Source organism: Nocardiopsis tropica, assembly GCF_042660575.1.
Taxonomy (GTDB): domain Bacteria; phylum Actinomycetota; class Actinomycetes; order Streptosporangiales; family Streptosporangiaceae; genus Nocardiopsis; species Nocardiopsis tropica.
In genome coordinates, this window is sequence record NZ_JBHSUF010000026.1 from 41,475 (window position 1) to 63,566 (window position 22,092).

Sequence of the window (22,092 nt, forward strand, 5' to 3'; positions counted from 1 at the left end):
ACCGGCGGGAAACACCGAGCCTAGGCGTTCTTGTTCCCGACCACCATCGCGATGAGCCCGACGGTGACCCAGATCGCCGCCGCGACGAGCAACCCGCCGAACAGGGCGCCGAACAGCCCGGCGATCGGGGCGGCCAGGATCGAGGTCGCGTAGCTGACGATCGCGTAGCCCGCACCGCCGACCGCGGCGGGCACAGCGGCGTAGCGGAAGGGGTAGGTGGCCGCGTAGCGCCTGCCCCGGCGGTCGGCCTTCTGGCGCATCACACCGCCGACGCCGCCGATCAGTGCGAAGAAGATCACCGCGGCGGTCAGCCCGGACGAGAGGGCGCCGGCGCCCAGGTTCAGCAGGAAGAAGAGGGCACCACCGGCCGCGCCCCCCAGGACCGAGGTGGTCCAGGGCCAGATCATCGTCGCCGAGGCGACGGGAGTGAATGCGTTACCGCGCTCCAGCGTCATGTCCACTGCTCCAGTCGAATCGCGTGACGACCGCTCTTCGACGGGCCGTCCGCTCCAGCATGCAGTCTCGGGGCTCCACGCGCATCAGGGCCCGTCCCTGACTTACCCCCGAGTCCGCGCCCCGGCACATCGCCGGATCCGCGGCAGCGAGGGCACCGGGTGACGGGAGCCCTCGGAGGGGCAACGATCAGCCGGTCGCGGAAGTGCCCGGACCACCGGGGTTCCCGTCGGAGGACGCCGACAGGTCCGCGGACAAACGGGGCCAGGCGGTGCGGAACGCGGGCAGCAGGGGCAGCGCCTCCAGGCGGTCCACCGGGACCCACCGGACCTCCTTGCTCTCGGTGTTGCCCGGCCGGAACGGCGTCATCTCCGCGACCCTGGCCAGGAACGTGTCGTAGCGCCACACCTGGAGGTCCTGTTCGTGGACGCCCACGAGGGTGTACTCGCCCAGGTCGCCGGCGATCTCCTCCCGGAATTCCCGGACGGCGGCCTCCAGCGGCGTCTCGTCCCTGTTCCTGGCGCCTCCGGGGATGCCCCAGGTCCCGCCCATGTGCGTCCACCCGGCCCGGTGCTGGAGCAGCACGTGGCCGGTTCCGGCCACGTCGGTGGTGTACAGCAGCAGGCCGGCCGCGCCGTACACCCCCCACCGCCGGGAACCGTCGGGCAGACTGACCCAGCCGTTTCCGTCGCCCTCCAGCATCACGTCCTCCACATCGGCTTCCCTTCCGGACCACGGGTGACGTCCGTCCTCCCGTGCACAACGATCGGACACGGGCGATCATGCCCGTGCTCCTCCGAACCTATGGCCCGCCCGGAGGCCTCCGCAGCACTTCTCCGTTGTACGGGGCGGATACCGCGTGCCGCCGCCCGGACGGGCGGCTCGTGCGGGGGAGGGGAGCCGGGGGTCCCGGGGGCACGGCCGCGGCGGACCGCGAGGCGCGGGCGCGAAGGCCGGCGCCGGACCCGGAGGAGACGAATGGAGGCGGTGCCGTTATCGGGATACCGGGAGCATATACGGAAGCGGTATCGCCTTCCCCGTGGGGATTTTTGCTTTTTCGTGCTTTTCGGCACGGGTGCGGGGACGCGGGCGCGTCGCGGAAGTCGCGGGGTTTCCCGTGGGAAGGCGAGCCCCTTCCGGTCCCGGGTCGAGGGGCTCCCACCTGCCATGACGCCACGGTGTGGGGGTCTTCGCCCTGCGTCGGCGGTCCGCAACCGGCCAAGCGGTGGTGAGGAGCCGGTGGAACGGGGTAAGAGTGAACGGCATGCGAACAACGGCCGACGCCACACCGATTCCGGCGCTGAAAGAAGACTGAAAGCGCGGTGGAAGAAGATCTCTCTAGTGTGGAACTCGTTCGACGCGAAGGCCTCCATGAGAGGACGGCTCATGGTCGCCTACCAGCGCGACGTTCGTTGGACACATGCCACCCGTGGTGTGTTCTGAGGCGGGACTCGCCGCGGGTGGCCGGTCCGCCGGAGGGCGGTGAGTCCGTTTGATGCTTCACAGGCGACGTAGGGCCACATTGCGGCTCTACACGAGTGCGGTGAGAAGAGGAGTTCGTGTGCCGGAGATGTTGACCGTGGATGAGCGGTTCGAGGCGATCATCGCCGACGCGACTCCTGTGGCGAGGATGAATCCGCTGCGCGAGCCGGACCCCGAGCAGAGGCCCCCGGCCGAGCAGAAGCCTGTCGAGAGTGCTCCCGAGCAGGAAAAGCCCAGCCAGGACGAGTAGCGTCCGGCAGGGTGGTCCAGCGGTCACTCCGAGTACCTGGGTGGAGGGGGGTACTCGGAGCCGTTGGCATGTCCGCATCCCGTTTTTCCGCAATGTCGCTTGCTAGGGTTGCTGCTTGTGGAATTCGGCGTGCTTGGCCCCATCACCGTCTGGTCCGGAGGCCGACCGATACCGGTCGGCGGTCCGCGCCAGCGCTGTGTACTGGGCGCCCTGCTGGTCCACCTCGGGCGTGAGGTCACCGTCGACCAGCTGATCGGCTACCTGTGGAGCGACGACCCGCCGCGTACCGCGCGTTCGGTCATCCAGGTCCAGATCTCCCACCTCCGCCGCATCCTCCCCGACAGCATCGCCACCACCTCGGGCGGTTACGCCCTGGACGTGGCCCCCGACACGGTCGACCTGCACCGGTTCCGGGGCCTCCGGGACGCCGCGGCCAAGGCCGAGCCGCAGGAGAGGGCCGACCTGCTCGACCGCGCGCTCTCGTGCTGGCGCGGGGTGCCCTTCTCCGGGGTCGGTTCCGAATACCTCGACTACTCCGTGGTCGCCCCCCTGCGCGAGGAGCGGTGGTCGGCCGTCGTCGGCTGGGCCACCTGCTCCCTGGAGCTCGGCCGCCACGCGGAGGTGGCCTCCCGCCTGACCCCCCTGGTCAGCGAGGAGCCGTTCCGCGAGCGCCTGCACCACCTGCTCATCACCGCCCTGTGGCGGGACAACGAGCGGGCCAGGGCGCTCGCCGTCTACGAGGAGTTCCGCTCCCGGCTCGCCGACGAACTGGGGGTCGACCCGGGCCCCGAGCTCACCGCCCTCCACGCCCGGATCCTCCAGGAGGACGCCGACCGGGAGGAGCCGGCGGCCGGAGCGCCAACGGAATCAGGGTTTCGTTACCTGGTCCGCAACGACCTCCCCCGCGACCTCCCCGACTTCACCGGGCGGCAGGGTCCCCTGCGCCAGCTCGAGGAGATGGCCGTCACCGGCGACGGAAGGGCCAAGGTCTGCGTCATCACCGGAGCCGGCGGCGAGGGGAAGACCACCACCGCGGTCCGTTTCGGTTACGAAGCCGCGAAACGTTATACCGACGGCCAGCTGTTCCTCGACCTGTACGGCTACACCTCGAACAAGGAGCCCCTGGACCCCTCCTCGGCCCTCGGGGCCCTCCTGCGCGCGGTCGGCGTCGAGCCCGAGGCGGTGCCCGAGTCGCTCGACGAGCGGTCGGCCCTCTGGCGGGCGACCCTCATGGGCCGCAAGGCGCTGCTCATCCTGGACAACGCGGCGAGCTACGCGCAGGTCAGCCCCCTGCTGCTGTCCTCGCCGGGGGCCCTCACGCTGATCACCACCCGCAACGAGCTCTCCGGTCTCAGCGGCGCCCGGTTCCTCTCCCTCGGCATGTTCGACGAGGAGTCGTCGCTGGAACTCTTCGGCCGCATCCTGGGCGAGGAGCGCGTCCGGCGCGAGCCGGAGCAGGCCCGGGAGATCGTCCGCATCTGCGGAGGCCTCCCCCTGGCGCTCAGGGTCATCGCCGGCCGGATGCTCAGCCGGCCGAAGTGGTCCTTCTTGCACGTGGCCAGGAGGCTGGGCGAGCAGAACCGCAAGTTCCGTGAGCTCCAGGTCGAGGGCCAGAGCGTCGAGGCCGCCATCGACCTCTCCTACCAGAGCCTCAACCCCGGGCAGCGCCACGCCTTCCTCACCCTGGGCCTGATGATCGGGAGCACCATCGACCTGGCCGGGGCCTCCGCGCTCCTGGACATGACGGTGGAGGACGCCGACGACATCCTCCAGGAACTCGTCGGGATGTGCCTGCTCGACGAGCCCCAGGGCGACGTCTACCGGATGCACGACCTGATCAGGGAGTTCGCCCTGGACAGGGCGACGTCGGAGTTCGACGGGGCCACGGCGGACCGGTCCAGGGCCCGCCTGGCCGAGTACTACCTGGTGACGGCGCAGCACGCGGCCTCCCTCCTGGGTCCGCGCGTGCGGGACGCGGCCGAGGACGAGCGCCCCGGATACCGCACGGACCTCGGCGGCAGGGAGGACGCGGAGGGCTGGTTCTCCCTCCACCAGGAGAACCTCGCCGACACCATCGAGTACTTCGCCTCCAAGGACAACGAGGACCGCGCCTGGAAGATGGCCGAGGCCGTGTGGCGCTTCTACGCCCTCCACGGTGAGATGGGCCTGCTGGTCAGCTCGCACGAGCGCGCTCTCCAGATCAACAGCAAGCAGGGCAACCAGCGCGGCCGTGCCGTGACCCTCATCGGCCTGGGGATCGCCCACTACATCTCCGGTCGCTTCGAGGAGGCCATGGCCTACCTCACCGAGGCGCACGGCCTGCTGGAGTCGGTGGGGGACCGGAGGGGCATCATCCGCGCCCTGGGAAACCTCGGCATGGTCTACGAGAGGATGGGCCGCTTCGCGGACTCGGCCGCGGCCATCCAGGGGGTCCTGGACTACGCCTCGGAGCTCGGCAACGACCGGATCGAGGCCCTCCAGTGGGGAAACCTGGCCGTACTGCGCCAGACGCTCGGGGACCACCGGGAGGCGATCCGCTGCGCCGAGCAGGCGATCCTCAAGTCGGTGGAGGAGGACCAGGCCGAGACGCGGGTGGTGGCCAAGCGCGTGATCGGGGAGGCCAGGACCGGCCTGGGAGAACTGGAGCTCGCCTTCCGGGACCTCAACGAGGCGCTCGAACTCTCCCTGCGGCTGCGCCTGGTCGCCCACCAGATCTTCGTCCGCAACTCCCTCGGCCGGGCGTACCGGGCGGCGGAGTGCTGGGACGAGGCGATCGCGTCCCACACGGAGGCCCTGGCCCTCGCGGAGAAGTCCGGCGACCACAGCGGCGACGCCGAGATCCTCCACGACCTCGGTGTCACCTACGCGGTCGCGGGCCGGCCGGAGGAGGCGGCCGTCGAGCTGGAGAGGTCGCGGGCCGTCGCCGTCGACAGGAACGAGACGCACACGATCGCCTGCGCCGCGCTCGCCCTGGGCGGGCTGCCCGCACCCGCGGTGGCCCCGGACCGTGCCCACACGCTCCTCCGGGAGGCCGAGGAGATCTTCACGCAGCTGGGCCTGCCCGAGGCGGAGCAGGCGCGGGAGGCCCTCGCGGCCCTCTCCGAGACCCTCAGCTGACGATCCTCCGGAGCTTCCGCGCACGGCGCGGTCCCAGCCACCCGCCGCTGCGGCGCATGGACCACAGGGACAGGGTGACGGGCAGGAAGCGCACGGGCCGGGGCACCCGGGGGTACACCGCCCGGGTCACCCGCACGACCCGGTCGAAGCGGCGCTGCCGCGCGTCCGACCACGGGATGCGGAACTGCTCGCGCAGGTCCGGGGGGAGCAGCCCGCCGGTCAGCAGCAGCTGGGCCCTCATCAGCGGGCGCAGGGGCGCGGAGGCGGGGTGGAAGAGCTCCCGGGTGATGCTCCGTGCCTCCTCTCCCACGCGGAGAGCGCGCATGCCCGCCTCCCAGTAGGCGTCGAACTCCGCCGGGGTGGCGGGCCACTCCTCCTCCGGCAGGCCCAGCGCGGTGGCGAACGCCGACGCCTCGCGGAGGAAGGCGGCGTACTCCTCCGCACCGAGCTCCCCGAACACCATCGCGTTCAGCCGGGACGAGGAGTGGAACAGGGTGGCGGCCACCCACAGCAGCAGGTCGTGGTCGAGAGCCCGGTAGCCGGGGCCGGTCACCTTCTGGTGCATGGCTCGCACGATGGCGTGCAGGCGCCGCTTCTCCTCCTCGGTGCCGTAGATCGTGCCATACACGAAGTAGAGCGTGCCGAGCAGGCGGGCGAACGGCCGGGACGCGAAGGAGCTGTGGTCGTGGACCCCTCGGGCGACGCTGGGGTGGGCGATCTGGAGCAGCACGGCGTAGCCCGCGCCGCCGAGCGCGCACGCCTCCCCGCCGGCCCGGCGCAGGGGTGTCTCATCGGATGATCGGCCCATGTCTCGGATGGTACGACAACGGGCCGTGCGGGCCGTGCCCTGCGCGGGACGCGCGTCCGTCCGCCCGGCGGTACGCCCGGTCCGCGGCCGGGGTGGCAGGGCGGGCGCACGCTGTTCAGGGGCCGAGCGAGCGGAACACCCCGGGGCTGGTCAGGGCGTCGGTGTTGTCCGTGAACTGGTCGACCGCCCCCACCGGCGGCCGCCCCGCGAGCTCCGGGTCCGCCACCCGCGCCGACAGCGCGGTGGCGAACCGGGCGGCGTCGAGCACGGGCCAGGGGCGGTCGTGGAAGGGGCGGGGACGGGTGTCCAGGCGCTCGGCGAGACCTGTCCGGTTCTGCCTCTCGCCGACCAGGGCGCAGGCGTCGGCGAGCGCAGCGGGGTCCGCGTCCAGCGCCCCGGCCAGGAGCGGGGCGAGCCCGTCCGTCCCGGGAAGCCGGGAGAAGGCGCTGCCCAGCCACTTCGGGTACGGCGGGTAGTTCCGGGCGAGCAGCAGGGCCAGCCGCATGAGGTCGCGGACCAGGCGTGCGGCCACCACCCGCGCGCCGAGCACGTCGCCCACCTCGGCGCAGCGGCCGACGAACGCCTCCTCCTGGGCGATCCGCTGCCACTGGCAGGCCAGCACGTACCTCCACACGTCGTCCGGGTACCAGTCCAGGGCCTGCCGGGACCGTGTGAGGTCGCCCGCCGAGTCGTGGAAGACGGCGCCGCCCACCGCCTCCGCCAACCGCTGTGTGGGGGTGGCGAGCCAGTCGCGGACGGACACCCCGGACCGGGGGTCGAAGCCCAGGTGGGCGCCGAACCAGGCGCCGGGGTCGACGACCTCCACCCGGTGGCGCCCGCCGGGGTGGTCGGCGTCCGGGAGCCATGTCTGCGGAGGGCCGTCGCCGGGGGCGAACCGGACGGGCCAGCCGCGCACCCGCTCGGGGAGGCGCTCCTCGAGCAGCTCCAGCACCCGGGACCTGGCGCCGGGGTCGGAGACGAAGAGCTGGAGGCGCGGTCCCCAGCCGTGGTCGGTGGAGCGCTCGGTGTCCAGTCCGAGGACCTCCGAGCCGGGACCCACCAGCGCCGCGGCGTACGGGAGGTCCGGGTGCTCCGCCCGGAGGAGCGGGGCGACCGCCTCCGAGTACAGGGCGCGGGACAGGTCGAGGCCGGGAAGGAAGTCTTGCGGCATGCCGGTGAGCCTAGACGGGCGCTGCCGTGAGGGCGACGGGGTTCGACCGGGTCCACCGCCCGCAGACCGACGCGGTCCCGTCCCGGTGCGGGGCGAGAGGGGCCCGTGGGGCGGGGTAAGAAAATTATGTCTTCAAGGACAGGTCTGGTGCTGAACGTCCCACCTGGGGGCATTGGTATAGCAGTGACGCGGCAGACCGCGGCCCCATTCTGTTAAGTATCTTTCCAGTTCATGGCTCTTGTACCGCGGAGGCGACGGCAGGACCAGCCCGCGACCGGGCCGAATGGGCGGTCCCAGCGGTACGGGTGGGACGCGGTACCCCCTCGTAACAGGAGTCTTGACGTCCGGTTACGGGGTGCTTACCGTCTTCCGCAACGGTTGGAGAGGACATTCCGGGGACGCCCGGAGTCTCCAGGACAGAGCTGTCCGACGTTCGCAGGGAATATCCGAGCCCTCGTGGACGCCCTCCGCCCCCCTGGACCGGAGACGGTCCGGGTCACCCCCGCTACGAGACCCGACCGGGCCGCAGGGCCGGCAGGGGATCGTGACCCGAACAGAAGGGCCCCCATGAAGACCCGCAACAGAATCCGCTCCGCCTCGGCCGTCGCCGCCGCCACCGCGATGATCTTCACCCTCATGCCCGCCGGCACCGCCAGCGCACACGGTTACGTCTCCGCCCCCGCCAGCCGCCAGGCGCAGTGCGCCGCCGGCGTCGTCGAGTGCGGTGACATTCAGTGGGAGCCGCAGAGCGTCGAGGGCCCCAAGGGCCTCACCGACTGTGCGGGCGGCAACAGCAGGTTCGCCGAGCTCAGGGACGACAGCCTCGGCTGGAACGTCACCGAGGTCGGTACCAACCTGACCTTCACCTGGACCCTCACCGCCATGCACTCCACCGCCACGTGGGAGTACTTCGTCGGCGGCCAGCGCGTCGCCAGCTTCAACGACAACGGCGCCCGCCCGCCGTCGACCGTCCGCCACAACGTGGACCTGTCCGGCTACAACGGACGCCAGAAGGTCCTCGCCGTGTGGAACGTCGCCGACACCCCCATGGCCTTCTACTCCTGCGTCGACGTCAACATCCGCAGCTAGCCCGAGCGGCTGCACCGGGGCCCCGGGCCCGGCCCACGGCCGGACCGGGGCCCGCCCCGTGTCCGGGCCCGGGTGGTCCGGGGCGCGGGCGCGCCGACGGGCGGCCGGCTGAAACGTCGACTCATGGCAACCACGGCGCGACAGTGCACAACAGTGCACGCGAGACAAAAAAGAGTGGCCACCCAGTAGCGACTATCTACTAGGTGACCACCTTTGACCATGGAGAACGCTCCCTGGTCACTTGTCGGGGTGGCGGGATTTGAACCCACGACCTCTTCCCGTACCGGGGGCCTGAGGTGGCCTGTGAGTAGACCCCGGAAACCGGCCTTGACCTCGTCCTTCGTCCCGGTCGGTTCTCACCGCTTCCGGACCCCTCTCGGAGCCATGTGCACTGAATGTGCACGGACAACGGGGCACCCGCGGCCCCCGTTAGACCTGGGTTTGGCGCTGTTCTTCCACAAGCGAGCGAAGCTGGTCGACGGTCAGCCAAGGCTTGGAGACGTGGACCATGCGGTGGCAGTTGGCACACAGGAGCGCGAGGTCTTCGAGTCGTGTCTCGCTCTCCCCGATGTGGTGAAGGGGGACGATGTGGTGCACCTCGATGTAGTTGCTTCCACGGTCGCCGTAGGCCGTGGCGAAGTCGAAGCTGCACGCCTGACAGGCGATGGGCTTGCCCTGGGCACGGGTCCTGGCGATCTTCTGAGTGCGGAGCTTGCGACTGCGCTCGCGGGCGTAGTGCTTGCGGACGAGTAGCCGGCCTTCGGGAGCGCTGATCTCCTCGTCCGTTTCCTCCTCCTCGAACGCAGGAAGATCAGCGAGTTCGCCCGAGAGGACACCTGCACGGATGCTCCTGGCCGCGGCGTGCATGCGCTCGGGATCTCCGAGGAATGCCTCGACGATCTTGCGGTCCAGGACGCCACCGTTGGTCTTCCTCGTCGTGTGCGACGGGTGCCAGTTGAGGATGTTCGCCATCTTCAGCCTGACGCTGGCCGGAGTACGGAAGTCCGGTGGACGCTCCTCGGCCGAATGCAGAGGAAGTTGCTGGAGGAGTTCGGACAGTTCGATCACCTCGGGCCTGGAGGTGTCCAGTGTCTTCCATCCGTGCCTGGCCAGGAGGTCGCACGCCAGTATCAGTTCGTCCCAAGCCCAGTTGGGATTGCGGGGTGATCGGACGTTGAAGTCGAGCGAACGCAGCTTCCTGCCGACGGTGGCCTCCCCGCCTGAGAAGTCCAAGGAGTTAAGGGCGTGATCGCTGACGTACTTGTGTGCAACCCCGCAGATGGCCTTGGAGTCGTACTCCCTGCCTTCGTAGAGCAGCGTGTACGAGCGTGCGAGCTTGAACCCGTAGGTGTTGAGGAAGACGTCTTGGCCGAGTTCGTCGTACTCGGCGATCGCCTTGAGAACCGCATCCTGTGTGATGTCCGCCAGACTCATGGCGTAAGCCTAGAAGCGGCTGAGGACACGTACGGGCGAATGTGTCCGTTCTGTCCTCCGCCGCGGCTGGAAGCGCCTGAGGTCGGCGCTTGGGTCACCACTGTTTCGATCCGAGGTGCCCGACAGCGCTGGAGCCAGACACCCAAGCCAGACGCTTCCGCTGTCGGGTGCCTCGGGATCCGAACACGCCATCGACCATGACCCGGGTCTTTCAAGACGGGGGCTGTCGCTGTTTGATCAGCCCTGGCTTCGCCCTTGAGCCGGCTGCCGCTGGCTCGGGACCGGGCGTCAGCCCGCAGCCCGAGCCGGGCGGCGAGCCGCCGTGACGGCGCTCGCGCCGTCGCCTTGATCCCATACAGCTCAATTCGGCAGCCATCACCTAATTGATAAAAACCGGCTTCCGTTGTGGCCGGAGCCCAATTTATGTTAGTTTGAACCCTCGCCTCACTCGTTTTCCGGGTAATTGGCAAGACCGGCTAGCGGGTCAGTGCCGATGTCTGTAGAACTTGGCCTCTTGTACTCCGTGTTGTCTATGAAGGCCTTGAGGGCGGAGATGCGCATCCTTCTGCTGCTGAGATCACTAGAATTTCGAATTCCTCGTGTGTAAGCAGCTATTTTGGGCCGGTGTTCTTCTTCGATGCTGGCCGGCTCTCCGCTTCTCGCCAGAGAGTCAACCTTCCTGGAGAAGTCTTCCAGCCTTCTGGAGAGAGTTTCCCTGCTTTCTCTTGTGAGAGGGAAAGTGTCCAATTTCTCCGCCAGCACGAGGAAAAGAGTGTAGAAATCAACCTTGCGCGACCATCGGAGTTTTGTCGGCCACGTAAAGAGTCCTTGCAATTCAACAATAGTTTTGTTGAATGTTTCAATGGTCCACTCCTTGTCTGGGAACTCTTCCTCGAAATCAGCGTACAACGAGTCGAGTATGTTTTTCTTGTTTTGTGGGCCAAACAGAAGTCCGGCCGTGAGTTCACTGATATACTCGACATCAAGCATTCTGCGAAAGTCGTTTGGCGTGAAGATCCCGCAGTTCACCCAGAACTCTTTTTCGCTCAGTGAGTTCATGGTGCTGATGAACTCTCCCCAATAGGCAGCTTGGCGGAGTTCTTGCCGATTGAGCGCAACGTTGTTCCTGTTGAGCCTGCCGAATATTTCGCGAATTTCTGTGTCGGGTAGTTCTGGGAGCGAGCGGACTACGAATTTATACGAGTAAATCTTTTTCTGGACAGGAACTTCCAGGTCTTCGAACCTGGATCCGGGATAGACGGAATCAGCCTGCAGAGAAAACTGGTTACTGACGAATTCTAGGCATGCTCTGATCCGCTGCTGCCCATCGACTACGATGTAAGTTTCGGATCCCTCCTCGTCTACGTTTGTCTGCAGGTAGAGTTCCGGAATTGGGTAACCTAGGATGATCGTGTCTATCAGAGATGATTTCTGCTTTATCTGCCATACAGGATTCCTCTGGAAAGGGGCCTGCAGCTGAATCTCGTTATCTTTTGCGCGGCTGTTAAACCAGGCAAGTGACTGGGTCTCAACTTGCAAAAAGTTTCTTGATGATTCAGTCATTATGGTGAAGTTCCTTCCTGTGTAGTCTTCCTGCTTCACTGCTCTTGGAGAAGCTTATCCTTTATGTCCATTACGTTTTTCTCATGGTATTCTCTAAGGGCCTCGTAGTCTTTGTACACTCGCGTCTTGATGGATCTGCCTATCGTAGGTTCCGTGTTTGAAGCGATTCTCAGTCCCCTTGACCACCGGGCGCCGTAAGGGAGGTGTGACAAAATCCTATTAGTGGCAATTGTTCCGTTAAAGACGAGACCTTCCTCGTGGCTTCGGAGCATGATCTTCTTGCTGTTTTCGGCGAACTTTATTTTTGTTTCTGGACTGCGAAGCCACTTCCATGCCTGATTGAAATGATCAGGGCTGACAACTGCCATGTCGATATCTGAACCAGTCGAGAATCGCGAGAAGTCCTTGCTGGGAGAAAGGCTGTATTCCGTGCAAGAGCTCCCAACAACGACGATAGAGAAGGGATCTACGTCAAGATTTTCTGCTACTTTTCTTTTCCATTTATTATACTGTCCTCTTGAGTTGAATATCCAGGGGACGCGCTCCAAAATGTAGTTGCTAACGTAATCTTCAGCTGAACTTTCTAGAAGAATATCTTTAAATTCATCCAAGGACTGAGGTGCTCTGGGGAGAGCTTCTTTATCGTTTATATTGGATGTATTCATATCCTTGTTCTATGAGGTGCACGCTGGATGTGGCCTAAGGTATCAAGAGTGTGAAAGTTTGCTTTTCGAGCGTATTCTATTCTCATTTCTCTGCATTGAAATTCACTGTTCGATCCAATGCAAGCTCCCAAGGAAATTCCTCAATTGCATTTGATCCGAATCCACTCTCATGTGGTTCAAACTTGCCCGGGCCGATCAGCACGTCAATGCCTTCTATTCGGAGTTTTTCAACGCTAGTATTGAATGAGATTCGATTGGCGTATGCGGAGTTAACGAAAGGAAGAATTATGGTGGGAATACCCATGCCGACTGCCTCGTTCACCACGTCTAAGACGTAGTTGTCGGCGATCCCGTTGGCCAGTTTGTTGATGGTGTTGAAGGTGGCCGGGGCGATGACGATGGCATCCGCTTTCGGAGAGCGGGGGTCTCCCGGAGCGCGGTGCTGGCTCCGGACTGGTCGGCCGGTCTGCTTCCCCAGCGCCTCGACGTCGATGAAGCTAACAGCGGCTGGGGTGGCCATGATTTGGACTGTCCAGCCTCGGTCCTGGGCCAAGCCGACCAGGGTCCCGACTTCCGAAGCTGGTCCGGCCGCGCACACCACCACGTAAAGCGTCTTCTGCTCGCTCACTGACTCAGGCACCGACCCTTTCCGCGAGTTCGCTGACGTTCCCGTACAGGTGCCCGCTGGCGCGGGTACGGATGTCGTTGATCAACTGATGCACAACCGGGCGTGCGGTCAGTTCTTCGCTCGCCATCTCCTCTGCGTTGCGCAACGCGTGGTAGGCGTGCTCGGTCTTCCCCCACTGCTGGTAGGCACGGGCCGCGTCGATGAACAGGGTTACCCTGCGCTCCATGACCTCAATGTTGTCCAACTGCACCTGATGCGCGTAGTCGATGGCGCTGCCCGCGTCGCCCAGTTCGACGGCTGCGCTGACCCGGTGGAGGAGAACGTTGGTGGGGCCGAACGCCGTCCACTGGTAGTTGAAATCGCCGCCCAGACGTTCGCCTGCGTGGCCGGCCTCATCAAGCAGGCTGAGCGCTTGGCCTCGGTCCTCGCGCTTGGCCGCTGATACCGCTCCGCTCAATAGAAGCGACCCGTATACCGACAGGGATTCCGGCGTGGGCTCGTCCATGGCACTGTCCACACGTTCGGCCGTGCTTGTCGCCAGTTCGGTCGCGGCCTTGTAGTGCCGTTCGCGCATGAGCGCGCGGGTGAACGCTCGGGCGCTGGCTCCCACGACCGCGGGATTCTCGCTGTCCTCAGCGGCTCGCATGCTCCGGTCGGCCGCGAGGTAGGACAATCCCCGCTCCTCGCACTTGAGTAGCAAGCTCGCCGCGACGTGATACGCCTCCGCACGGAATGCGTGGACCTTGGCGACATCGTCCCCGTCGACTCCGCTGGCGGCATCATCCAGGTTCCGCAGCAACTCAGGAAGCTGCTTGGCCACGGCCGTGTAGTGGCACGCCTGGTATCCGACCTTGGCGGAGTGCGTCCGCTGGGCGAGCTCTTTCAGACTGCTCGCTGGTCGGGTGGTGGTTCGGCTGGCGCCCGCGTACCTCGTGAGTGCCGCTGCGATCTCGTCCATGTCCAGCATCGAACCACCTGTGGCTTGGAAGAGGGCCGTTCCGGCCAGTCCGACGAATTCGCGGCGGCGCACGTTCGAGACCTCCCCCGGGCCTGGGCTCCTCTGCGCGGGCAAGCTCGGGACTACCGAGGGCGCCGCACTCTGGTGTCCAGTGAACGCGCCCGGGTTCCTCGGGGCAAGGCCGAACAGCATCCGGGGCGTGTCGGGCATGCTGATGCCCTCTGCGATCCGCTCGTACACCTCGAAGGCAGTAACGGTCTTGCGGCCGTTCAGGATCTCGCTGACCCGCCCCTGAGACAGGCCGGTCGCCGCTGAGATCGCCATCTGGCTCGCACCGCCGTACTGGCGCACGAACTGGAAGAGCGCCTGGACATCGCGCCTGCGCAGGAACTCGGCCGTGTGTTCTCGCTCCCATGCCCACGACGGGATGGTGATCCGGCTCGTCGGGTGTCCCTGCATCCTGACTCCTCGGCGCTGCGAGTACGGGGACGGCCAGTATCCCTCTTTGTCATCCCGAGGAGGAATGGGTTTCGGATTCCCAACCCGGGATGGTTGGCCTCATGGATGCCAGGAACGGAATGAAGTGCAGGTCATGCCGTGGGCGGGGCTGGAAGTCCGTCCGACCGCGACGACTGGTCGTCGTTCGATCTGTGCCTGGTGAGAAGCAGGCGACGCGTACAGCGGTCTGTCCCTTCTGCAAGGGGACGGGAGAGCGCACCGTCACGGCGGAGCCCTCCACTGGCAGCGGTCTCGCCTGCTGATCCATGACACGACAGACCCCCGCGACGCGGTGGAAGGCGTCCGGGGGCACGGCCAACCTGAGGAAAGCAGGCTGACGTGAGAGACCTTATCGCCCTGATTCGGGCGCTGGTGACTCTGATACGACCGACCCGACACGGCAGGCACCACCGTGCCGGCCCTCCGCCGTTCCGCGTGCCGACTCCCAAACGGGTGGAGGTCTGGCCCGCTCCGGACCCCATCGTGATGGACGGCGACGACCCCCGCGCCTACTCCCTCGTTCGCGGCCCCTACGCGCACGTGGAGCGTCGTCGCTCCGTTCAGCGGGCCGAGAACGACCGGCGGGGGATTGACCTCCTGATGCAGATCGCGCGCCCTTCCCCTGCTCTGGACGACATGGCCGAGCTGCGTGACCTGGTGCGCACGGCCATAGCCGTGGGGGCGGTGCGGCGATGAGGGGCGATGGACGCGGCACGGTGATCGACCGCGAAACCCTGATGAAGTGGGCTCGTGCCCAGGGGGTGCGGGTGCGTGTGGCCTGTGAAGACTGGGAGTCCATCACCTACGAGACCCTGTGCCGACAACCGGACGGGACGTCTCTGATCCAGCGGCATCGGTGTGTGCTGCCTGAACCCATCACACAGCGACGGCTGATGATGACCTACGTGGTGGGGCTGTGCCACGAGACCGACGGGGCTGAGTGCAACCATGTCCGGCGCATCGTGCCCCCGGTGCTCTCCTCGGCGGACGAGGCTGCCCGGCATGACGTGGCCCTGGTCGCCGCCGCCCTGGTGGAGGCCGAACGCCGGGCGGTGTGCGGGGCGACGGTGGACAACCTTCGGGTCTACACCGTCGAACGGGCCGTGCACTGGCGGCCCTTCTAAAGACACCCGCGTGCCCTGCCGTCTCTCCGAGACCACGGGGACCAGGGCACGCGGGCCTCGTTCTTCTTCACACGGTGATGTGCGTGTCCGAGCGGCGCGCTTGCCGCCGTGCTTCCTGATCACGGGGCGGGGCTCAAATGTGCCCCCACCTGCTGACAGGGCCAGACCACGCAAGTAAGCTACTCGACCATACGAGTACTAGAGTCGCCAGGTGGACAACATGTCGAGTCTGGAGTTCGCTCCGCCCAAGTACGTACAGATCGTGCGGGCGATCCAAGAGCGCATCGAAGACGGTACGTACCCCGTGGGGGAGATGCTTCCCTCGGAATCCCGGATGGTGCGCGAGTTCGGGGCCGGACGCTCCACGGTGGTGCGGGCCTTGCAGATCCTGAGCATGCAGGGGTGGATCGAACGCGAACACGGGCGAGGGTCGTTCGTGCGGGGCGTTCCGCAACAGACCTCCGAGCGCTCCCATGCCGGCGCCAGTGCCTTCGACGCCTCCGAGGAGGCCAAGAGCAACCGCATTCTCAAGGCGGGCCGCACTCCCGTGCCCGCTGCTGTTGCTGAGGCGGTCGGTGTGCCCGAGGGTTCCCCGGCGATCAGGCGGCAACGCCTGGTCCTGGATGACGGCCAACCCAGTGAGCTGGTCACCCTGTGGTTCCCCCTCGACGTCGCGGACGGCACGGACCTGGGCGACGAACAACCGATCAGTATCGGCGCACGCGAACACGTGCAGATGGTCAAGCAGGTGCGGCCGTCGCGGGTCTCCGAGCGACTGTGCGCCCGGCTGGCCACGGACGAGGAGTCCGAGCGCCTGGGCCTGGACGAGGGGACTCCCGTGCTCGGCATCACGGCTCGGATACTGGACGCCTCGGAGAAAGTGATCGCGGTCGCCGAGGTGGTTCTTCCCGGTGACCTGCACGAACTGGAGGACTCCTACCCGGCAGGGTAGTCGCGGGCGAACACCGGCCACTTATCTACTTGTCCGATCAAGTGTGGCCGGTTATCCTGAACTCAACTTGACCGGACAAGTGGTTGAGTGATTATCAAGTGGAAGGCTGATTGATGGCTATTCAGGGTGCGTTGCCGGTGGCGTTCGGGGCGGTGTTCCCGCACGGTGCGTTCGCGTTGGGCGTGGAGGCGATCACGGATTTTGAGACCAAGCGTCCGCAGATGGACAAGGAGACCGGGCTGCCGCTGTGGGCGGTGGACGTGATCGACGCCGACCCCGAAGCGCGGGGCAAGGCCAAGTCGGTGAAGGTCAAAGTCGCCGCCGAGGTGTGCCCGACCCTGCCCGACGAGGTTCCTGGGCTGCCGTTCCGCCCGATCGAGTTCGAAGCGATGGCGGTCATGCCCTACGTCGACGACAACGGCCGCCGCCCCCGGGTCGCGTACTCGCTCCGGGCCCGTGGTGTGAAGGCACCTAGTGGTGCTGCTGGCGGTCGTCGTGCCCCGGCCAAGGAAGCGGCCTGACCGCCTCCTGACATGTAAGCGGGGCGGCCTGGTGCTGCAACACCGTCGGCCGCCCCTGAACCCCTCCCGTTACCTGCGAAAGCTTCGTGAAGAGGTGTCTTCAGTATGTCCGATTACCCCACCGACCTGTCCACCTTGACGGGTCCGCGGTTGGTCCGGCTGTTTCTGGACGCGGTCGACTCCCGGCCCGCCACGGATGCCGAGCGTGCCGAGTTCTTCGACTTCAAGGCGCGTGTGTTCGCCACGCTCGCGGACCGGGACGACAACCCGGACGCGTCCAAAGCCGCTGCTCGTGCCCGCGCTGACCGTGACCGGGTCCTGGCGCGGATCGAAGAGGCGATGGGTGGTGACCGGTGATGGCCAAGATCGGTGCTGCTCAGACTCCTCCGACGCTGCCGACCCCGGCCCAGGGTGTGCGGTGGACGACGCCGATCGTGGAGACCCCCGGCATCGTAGTCCTGGGCTCCTGGATCCGGCGGCTGGTCCGGTTCCTGGTCACCTTGCCGTTCCGCTTCCCCGTCATGGTCGGCTGCCTCGCGGCGTCCTTCGCCGCCTGGTGGTGGCTGGACTGGCCCGGCCTGGCCGGACTCTGGGCCACGGCTGCGGTCGCCTCCCTGGTGTGGTGGCGGACCTGGCCCAACTCCTACCGGACCTGGGTCACCCTGCGCATCATGGCGTGGTGGCGGCACGTGTTCGTCTACCGGCGCCACTGGCAACCGGTCCTGGTGATCTCCGGGCTGGCCGAGTCCTACCAGGAACGCCGCTACCTCCCGCGCATCCGTCGCGTCACCTGCGACACCTGGGCCGACCGCGTCCGGGTCTCCCTCGTCGCCGGGACGTCTCCGGCGGACTTCGAGACTCGGGTGGCCGAGCTGGCGCACGGGTTCGCCGCTCCCTCGTGCCGGGTGATCGTGAACGGGCCGAGGGACATCACCTTGGAGTTCCCCCGGCGCGACACCCTGGCCGAACCTCTCGACGCCCTGGATATCCCTGACGCCCCGGAACTGGGCGCACTCCACGTGGGCCAGAGGGAAGACGGCTCGCCGTGGCGGCTGCGCCTGCACGGCACGCACGTCCTGGTCGCCGGGGTGACCGGTGCGGGCAAAGGATCGGTGATCTGGTCGGCGGTCCGGGCGATGCTCCCCGCCGTCGCGGACAACACCGCGCAGGTGTGGGCGATCGACCCCAAGCGCATGGAACTCGCCTACGGGTGGGACCTGTTCGCGCACTATGCCGATGACGGTGAATCCGCGGTGGCCCTGCTCGAACTGGCCGTGTCCCAGATGCAGGACCGGGCCGCCCGGTATGCGGGCAAGCGGCGCTCCCACATCCCCACGACGGAAGATCCGTTCGTCCTGGTGGTGCTCGATGAGGTGGCGTTTCTGACCGCTTACCACCCGGACCGGGACGTGCGGCGTCGGGCAGAGAACGCCATTGCCACTCTGACGTCGCAGGGCCGCTCTGTCGGCTTCGCCGTCTTGGCCGCTTTGCAGGATCCGCGCAAGGAGGTGATGAACCTTCGGAACCTGTTCCCGGACAAAGTCGCGCTTCGGCTGGACGAGGCGTCCCAGGTCGACATGATCCTTGGGGAGGGGGCTCGGGACCGTGGTGCGAACGCGCACCTGATCGACCCCACTCTTCCCGGAGTGGCCTACGTCCGAGTGGAAGGCTCACCCGCCCCAGTTCGGGTCCGGGCTGCCTACGTCTCTGACGACGACATCACAGCCATGACCGACGTCTACGGCGCGGGCTCGTCCTCAGATGGGGAGGCTGCCTGATGCGCACGGTACTGAGCCAGGTCATAGCGAAACATGATGACCGCGAACGGCAGGAAGACCACTCCGAGCGAGAGCGCGAACCACACGGTGAACAGGAGGCCGTACGCGAATTCGGCACAGGCGAAGGCGATCAGGCCACCGCTGACGAACAGGTTCCTCCTACTTGGGCGCTTGGTGTACATGCGGTGGGGACTCCCGCTCTGTGGTTGTGGGGGTGGGCTGATGCCTACGCTCACCGGTAAGTCGACACGGGCTGAACGGCTCGCGCAACCCCTGGCGCGTGAGGTGGCCGAACAGGTCGCCGCCGACCACGGGGTGTGCATCCGTCCGGTCTCCCTTCGACGCACCGACATCACCACCGGTGCCACCGAGGTCATCGATGTTCCGTGCGGCTCCACACTCGAATCCCGGTGCCCGGCCTGCGCCAAACGGAAGAGGTCGCTTCGGCGGACACAATGCGAAGAGGGATGGCACCTCGCCACCGAACCCGTCGTGCAGCCTGACCCTCCCTCCGAGGAACAGCGCGGCTGGGTGGAACAGCGGGCCATGGTGACCGCCGAACGGGACCGCCTCGCCTCCACGGGCGCGGCATCGGCTGAGGACCTGGCACGACTCGACGCAGTGATCGCTGACCTGGACGAGGAGATCACCGCTTCGGGGTTGCGGGGGTCGGTGACCCGCTCGGCCGATACCTCCTCGTCGTCGGGACCGCGTCGGGTCCGCTCCACCAAGCGCCGGCAGGACATCCCGGACCTTCCCAAGCGGCCTATGACCAGGAAGACGGTCGGACGCGCGTTCACCGATCCGGCATCGGGCAAGGTGTTCCGGCCCTCCCTGTTCATCACACTCACCCTGGACTCGTACGGGCGGGTGCGCTCGGACGGAACCCCGGTGGACTTCTCGACCTACGACTACCGCCGCGCCGCTCGGGACGCGCTGCACTTCTCCAAGCTCGTGGATCGGTTCGTGCAGAACCTTCGACGGGTGGCCGGGTTCGATGTGCAGTACTTCGCGGCGGTGGAACCCCAACGCCGTCTGGCCCCGCACCTGCACATGGCCACCCGGGGCACGATTCCGCGGGCCGAGCTACGGCAGATCGCTGCGGCGACGTACCACCAAGTGTGGTGGCCGAGTGCCGACACGGTTCGCTTCGAGGGGGATCACCTTCCCGTCTGGGACGAGGCGATAGGTGTCTTTGTCGACCCGTCGACAGGCGAAGTCCTACCCACCTGGGATCAGGCGTTGGATGAACTCGACGATGATCCCGACGCCGAACCCCATCACGTGGTCCGGTTCGGTCGACAAGTCGATGCCAAGGGAGTGGTGGCTGGTTCGGCTGATGCTGACCGGTGCGTGCGGTACCTGGCCAAGTACCTGACCAAGGACATCGCCGACTGCCATGCCGCCGAGACGGTCCGGCAAGAACAGCACGTGGACCGACTCTTGGACGCGCTCCGCTTCGAACCGTGCTCGCCCCGCTGCTCGAACTGGCTCCGTTACGGCATCCAACCCGAGAACGCCAAGGCGGGGATGCGTCCCGGATTCTGCCGGTCCAAGGCACACCGACGCGAACACCTGGGCTACGCGGGTCGCCGGGTGCTCGTCTCCCGGAAGTGGTCGGGCAAGACCCTGGCCGATCACAAGGCGGACCGGCTGGCCTGGGTCCTGGACGCCCTCGGTATCGACCCCACCGACGACGGCCAAGGCGACGAGAAGAACCCTCGCCCTCCGCTGCTGTCCGTGGCTAGCGGCTCTTTCGCCTGGGAGCTGGCCCGACCCACTGACCCTGACGTCGCTCCCCGCGAACAACGCCTCCTCCGAGCCGTAGGCGAAGCGCTCAAACGCCGTGCACAGCTCGACGCGGCTCGGCAGACGGATCTTTCGGCAACTCCAGAGACGAGGGTGGCATGAGTGCAGCGACGGCCAGTGTGGACGTCCCCGAACAGCGTCGGGCCGACATTCTGTGGTCGGTCAAGGACGCCGCCGCCTACCTCCGCGTTCCCGCGAAGACGCTCTACGAATGGCGCTACAAGGGCGACGGTCCTCCCTCCTACCGGGTGGGCCGCTACGTCCGCTACGTGCCCGCAGAGGTCCATGCCTGGGTCCGATCCCAGTAACCCTCCAACCCCCGAGAGGAATACTCCCTATGGCTCGCGCGTGGGTCTACGACCGCACCAAGGACAAGGCGTACGTGGAGGCGGTGAAGAAGGCCAAGGCGACCAAGCGCACGCCTCCCGCGCGCTGGATGGTCCGCTATTACGATCCCTCCGGCCGGATCAAGAGCGGGGGCACGTTCAAGAAGAAGCCGGACGCAGAGAAGAAGCAGACCGAGATCGAGAACAGCCTTCACGAAGGCTCCTACCGCAACCCCCACGACGCCAAGGTCGCCGTGGCCGAGATGGCCGAGAAGTGGCTGAGCACGCGGACCGACATCAAGCGGTCGACCTGGTGGAAGTACCGGGGCCTCCTGGACGCGCACGTGTTGCCTCGCTGGGGAGAGCTTCCGATCTCGGGGGTGTACTCCGAAGACGTCGCCGTGTGGGTGGCCGAACTCCAGAAGCCGCGGGACGAGGGCGGGGCCAACCTGGGCGCCTCCCAGACTCGGCACGCCTACGGCGTTCTCTCCATGGTCCTGGAATGGTGTGTGCCGCGTCGTCTCCCCGCCAATCCCGCACGAGGGGTGCCGCTTCCGAAGCCGAGTGAGGCCGAACACGTCTACCTCGATCACCTCCAGGTGGAGGCGCTGGCGGACGCGGCCGGATCGCTTCGCACCAAGTACGGCCAGATCGCCGCCGCTGCGAACATCAACCGGCCGCTCATCCTCCTCCTGGCCTACACGGGACTCCGCTTCAACGAAGCCGCCGCGCTGCGGGTCGGCAGGGTGGATCTGGAGACACGGCGCATCCGGATCACGACCGCCTTCGCCGAGGTGGAGGGCAAGCTGGTCGAGCAGTCGCCCAAGACGGGCAAGAGCCGGACCGTGCCCATTCCCAGGTCCCTCGTCGCCGAGCTGCTTCCGCTCGTGCAGGGGCGGCCGGACTCGTCGCTCGTGTTCACTACCAAGCGGGGGGCCGAGGTGCGGCTACGCAACTGGCGCAACCGAGAGTTCAGCAAAGCGCTCAAGGCCGCTGGGCTCGACGGGAAGGGCCTGACTCCGCACAAGCTCCGGCACACCGCCGCGTCACTCGCCATCGCGGCCGGCGCGGACGTCAAGGTCGTGCAAGCGATGCTTGGGCACGCCACCGCGACCATGACCCTGGATCGGTACGGGCACCTCTTCCCCGACCGCCTGGACGAGGTCGCCGAAGCCATGGACGCGGCTCGACTGCGGGTGCTCGCCGCCTGATCGCCGGACCGGCCACTCGGCCCCGCCCCCCACCATGTGCAATGAATGTGCACTGCGGCTCTGATGGCTCCATGCCCACACAACGAAGAACGGGTGCCCACCTGCGTGGACACCCGTTCCTTTGTCGGGGTGGCGGGATTTGAACCCACGACCTCTTCGTCCCGAACGAAGCGCGCTGCCAAGCTGCGCTACACCCCGAAGCAACGAGCCCAAGTCTAGCGGACGTACGGAGTGCGCGCGAACGGGTTGCGGTCG

Annotated in this window: 22 protein-coding genes and 1 tRNA gene; 12 read left to right on the forward strand and 11 right to left on the reverse strand. The window is 66.8% G+C overall.

The annotated features are described in order from the left end of the window. Positions 1-20: 20 nt before the first annotated feature. Together ACFQBR_RS30095 and ACFQBR_RS30100 are read right to left on the reverse strand one after the other, a co-directional pair. Complete coding sequence (locus ACFQBR_RS30095; RefSeq protein ID WP_267950203.1) at positions 21-455, reverse strand: hypothetical protein; 435 nt, start codon at positions 453-455, stop codon at positions 21-23. Positions 456-642: 187 nt separating this feature from the next. Continuing rightward, on the reverse strand, positions 643-1,155 hold the full coding sequence (locus ACFQBR_RS30100) for an NUDIX hydrolase (protein ID WP_267950204.1): 513 nt from the start codon (positions 1,153-1,155) through the stop codon (positions 643-645). A gap of 868 nt (positions 1,156-2,023) precedes the next feature. Between ACFQBR_RS30100 and ACFQBR_RS30105 the strand changes: the two genes are divergently transcribed. Both ACFQBR_RS30105 and ACFQBR_RS30110 read left to right on the forward strand, forming a co-directional pair. Continuing rightward, positions 2,024-2,185 (forward strand): hypothetical protein, encoded by a 162-nt coding sequence (locus tag ACFQBR_RS30105; RefSeq protein WP_267950590.1) that lies wholly within the window; start codon positions 2,024-2,026, stop codon positions 2,183-2,185. Positions 2,186-2,314: 129 nt separating this feature from the next. Further along, positions 2,315-5,302: an AfsR/SARP family transcriptional regulator gene (locus ACFQBR_RS30110; RefSeq protein WP_344179008.1), complete on the forward strand. Its 2,988-nt coding sequence runs from the start codon at positions 2,315-2,317 to the stop codon at positions 5,300-5,302. Here ACFQBR_RS30110 and ACFQBR_RS30115 read toward each other — a convergent pair. Further along, complete coding sequence (locus ACFQBR_RS30115) at positions 5,295-6,110, reverse strand: oxygenase MpaB family protein (protein ID WP_344179011.1); 816 nt, start codon at positions 6,108-6,110, stop codon at positions 5,295-5,297. The two genes, ACFQBR_RS30110 and ACFQBR_RS30115, sit on opposite strands and share 8 nt — an antisense overlap. A gap of 115 nt (positions 6,111-6,225) precedes the next feature. Then, on the reverse strand, positions 6,226-7,281 hold the full coding sequence (locus ACFQBR_RS30120) for a DUF4037 domain-containing protein (RefSeq protein WP_344179013.1): 1,056 nt from the start codon (positions 7,279-7,281) through the stop codon (positions 6,226-6,228). Between the two features lie 567 nt (positions 7,282-7,848). Here ACFQBR_RS30120 and ACFQBR_RS30125 point away from each other — a divergent pair. After that, entirely contained in the window at positions 7,849-8,370 is a 522-nt protein-coding gene (locus ACFQBR_RS30125; RefSeq protein WP_267947450.1) for a lytic polysaccharide monooxygenase auxiliary activity family 9 protein, read from the forward strand. A 429-nt stretch (positions 8,371-8,799) separates the two neighbouring features. Here the strand turns inward: ACFQBR_RS30125 and ACFQBR_RS30130 are convergent, their stop codons facing one another. From ACFQBR_RS30130 to ACFQBR_RS30150, 5 genes are all read right to left on the reverse strand, one after another. Next, the gene (locus tag ACFQBR_RS30130) at positions 8,800-9,804 is read right to left on the reverse strand and encodes an HNH endonuclease (RefSeq protein WP_344179016.1); all 1,005 of its coding nucleotides are present in this window, start codon (positions 9,802-9,804) and stop codon (positions 8,800-8,802) included. Between the two features lie 444 nt (positions 9,805-10,248). Further along, positions 10,249-11,406 carry a DUF262 domain-containing protein gene (locus tag ACFQBR_RS30135; protein WP_344179018.1) on the reverse strand — a complete coding sequence of 386 codons (1,158 nt, stop codon included), beginning with the start codon at positions 11,404-11,406 and terminating at the stop codon, positions 10,249-10,251. Then, entirely contained in the window at positions 11,403-12,032 is a 630-nt protein-coding gene (locus ACFQBR_RS30140; protein WP_344179020.1) for a hypothetical protein, read from the reverse strand. The genes ACFQBR_RS30135 and ACFQBR_RS30140 overlap by 4 nt, the downstream gene beginning before the upstream one ends. Before the next feature lie 82 nt (positions 12,033-12,114). Next, positions 12,115-12,672, reverse strand: coding sequence for a flavoprotein (locus tag ACFQBR_RS30145; RefSeq protein WP_344179022.1), 558 nt, complete (start codon positions 12,670-12,672; stop codon positions 12,115-12,117). Then, on the reverse strand, positions 12,665-14,077 hold the full coding sequence (locus ACFQBR_RS30150) for an XRE family transcriptional regulator (RefSeq protein ID WP_344179024.1): 1,413 nt from the start codon (positions 14,075-14,077) through the stop codon (positions 12,665-12,667). Before ACFQBR_RS30150 ends, ACFQBR_RS30145 begins: the two co-directional genes overlap by 8 nt. A gap of 474 nt (positions 14,078-14,551) precedes the next feature. On the opposite strand from ACFQBR_RS30150, the gene ACFQBR_RS30155 reads away from it, so the two are divergent. From ACFQBR_RS30155 to ACFQBR_RS30180, 6 genes are all read left to right on the forward strand, one after another. Then, on the forward strand, positions 14,552-14,812 hold the full coding sequence (locus ACFQBR_RS30155) for a hypothetical protein (RefSeq protein ID WP_344179026.1): 261 nt from the start codon (positions 14,552-14,554) through the stop codon (positions 14,810-14,812). Positions 14,813-14,832: 20 nt separating this feature from the next. Continuing rightward, on the forward strand, positions 14,833-15,240 hold the full coding sequence (locus ACFQBR_RS30160) for a hypothetical protein (RefSeq protein ID WP_378554917.1): 408 nt from the start codon (positions 14,833-14,835) through the stop codon (positions 15,238-15,240). A 211-nt stretch (positions 15,241-15,451) separates the two neighbouring features. Further along, a complete protein-coding gene (locus ACFQBR_RS30165; protein WP_344179030.1) occupies positions 15,452-16,192 on the forward strand; it encodes a GntR family transcriptional regulator in 741 nt (246 codons plus the stop codon). A 113-nt stretch (positions 16,193-16,305) separates the two neighbouring features. Next, positions 16,306-16,713 (forward strand): plasmid replication, integration and excision activator, encoded by a 408-nt coding sequence (locus ACFQBR_RS30170; RefSeq protein ID WP_344179032.1) that lies wholly within the window; start codon positions 16,306-16,308, stop codon positions 16,711-16,713. A 105-nt stretch (positions 16,714-16,818) separates the two neighbouring features. Next, positions 16,819-17,070 (forward strand): hypothetical protein, encoded by a 252-nt coding sequence (locus ACFQBR_RS30175; protein ID WP_344179034.1) that lies wholly within the window; start codon positions 16,819-16,821, stop codon positions 17,068-17,070. Next, positions 17,070-18,491: a cell division protein FtsK gene (locus ACFQBR_RS30180; RefSeq protein WP_344179037.1), complete on the forward strand. Its 1,422-nt coding sequence runs from the start codon at positions 17,070-17,072 to the stop codon at positions 18,489-18,491. Before ACFQBR_RS30175 ends, ACFQBR_RS30180 begins: the two co-directional genes overlap by 1 nt. Here the strand turns inward: ACFQBR_RS30180 and ACFQBR_RS30185 are convergent. Further along, a complete protein-coding gene (locus ACFQBR_RS30185) occupies positions 18,452-18,673 on the reverse strand; it encodes a hypothetical protein (RefSeq protein WP_344179040.1) in 222 nt (73 codons plus the stop codon). The genes ACFQBR_RS30180 and ACFQBR_RS30185 overlap by 40 nt on opposite strands. 40 nt (positions 18,674-18,713) lie before the next feature. Between ACFQBR_RS30185 and ACFQBR_RS30190 the strand changes: the two genes are divergently transcribed. The 3 genes from ACFQBR_RS30190 to ACFQBR_RS30200 are packed head-to-tail and all read left to right on the forward strand — an operon-like array spanning position 18,714 to position 21,837. Further along, a complete protein-coding gene (locus ACFQBR_RS30190) occupies positions 18,714-20,402 on the forward strand; it encodes a replication initiator (RefSeq protein ID WP_344179043.1) in 1,689 nt (562 codons plus the stop codon). Then, positions 20,399-20,608 carry a helix-turn-helix transcriptional regulator gene (locus tag ACFQBR_RS30195; RefSeq protein ID WP_344179047.1) on the forward strand — a complete coding sequence of 70 codons (210 nt, stop codon included), beginning with the start codon at positions 20,399-20,401 and terminating at the stop codon, positions 20,606-20,608. Before ACFQBR_RS30190 ends, ACFQBR_RS30195 begins: the two co-directional genes overlap by 4 nt. A 29-nt stretch (positions 20,609-20,637) precedes the next feature. Next, positions 20,638-21,837, forward strand: a complete 1,200-nt coding sequence (locus ACFQBR_RS30200) for a tyrosine-type recombinase/integrase (protein WP_344179049.1) — start codon at positions 20,638-20,640, stop codon at positions 21,835-21,837. A gap of 124 nt (positions 21,838-21,961) precedes the next feature. Here ACFQBR_RS30200 and ACFQBR_RS30205 read toward each other — a convergent pair. Next, positions 21,962-22,035: transfer RNA gene (locus tag ACFQBR_RS30205), tRNA-Pro, on the reverse strand. Positions 22,036-22,092 lie beyond the last annotated feature (57 nt).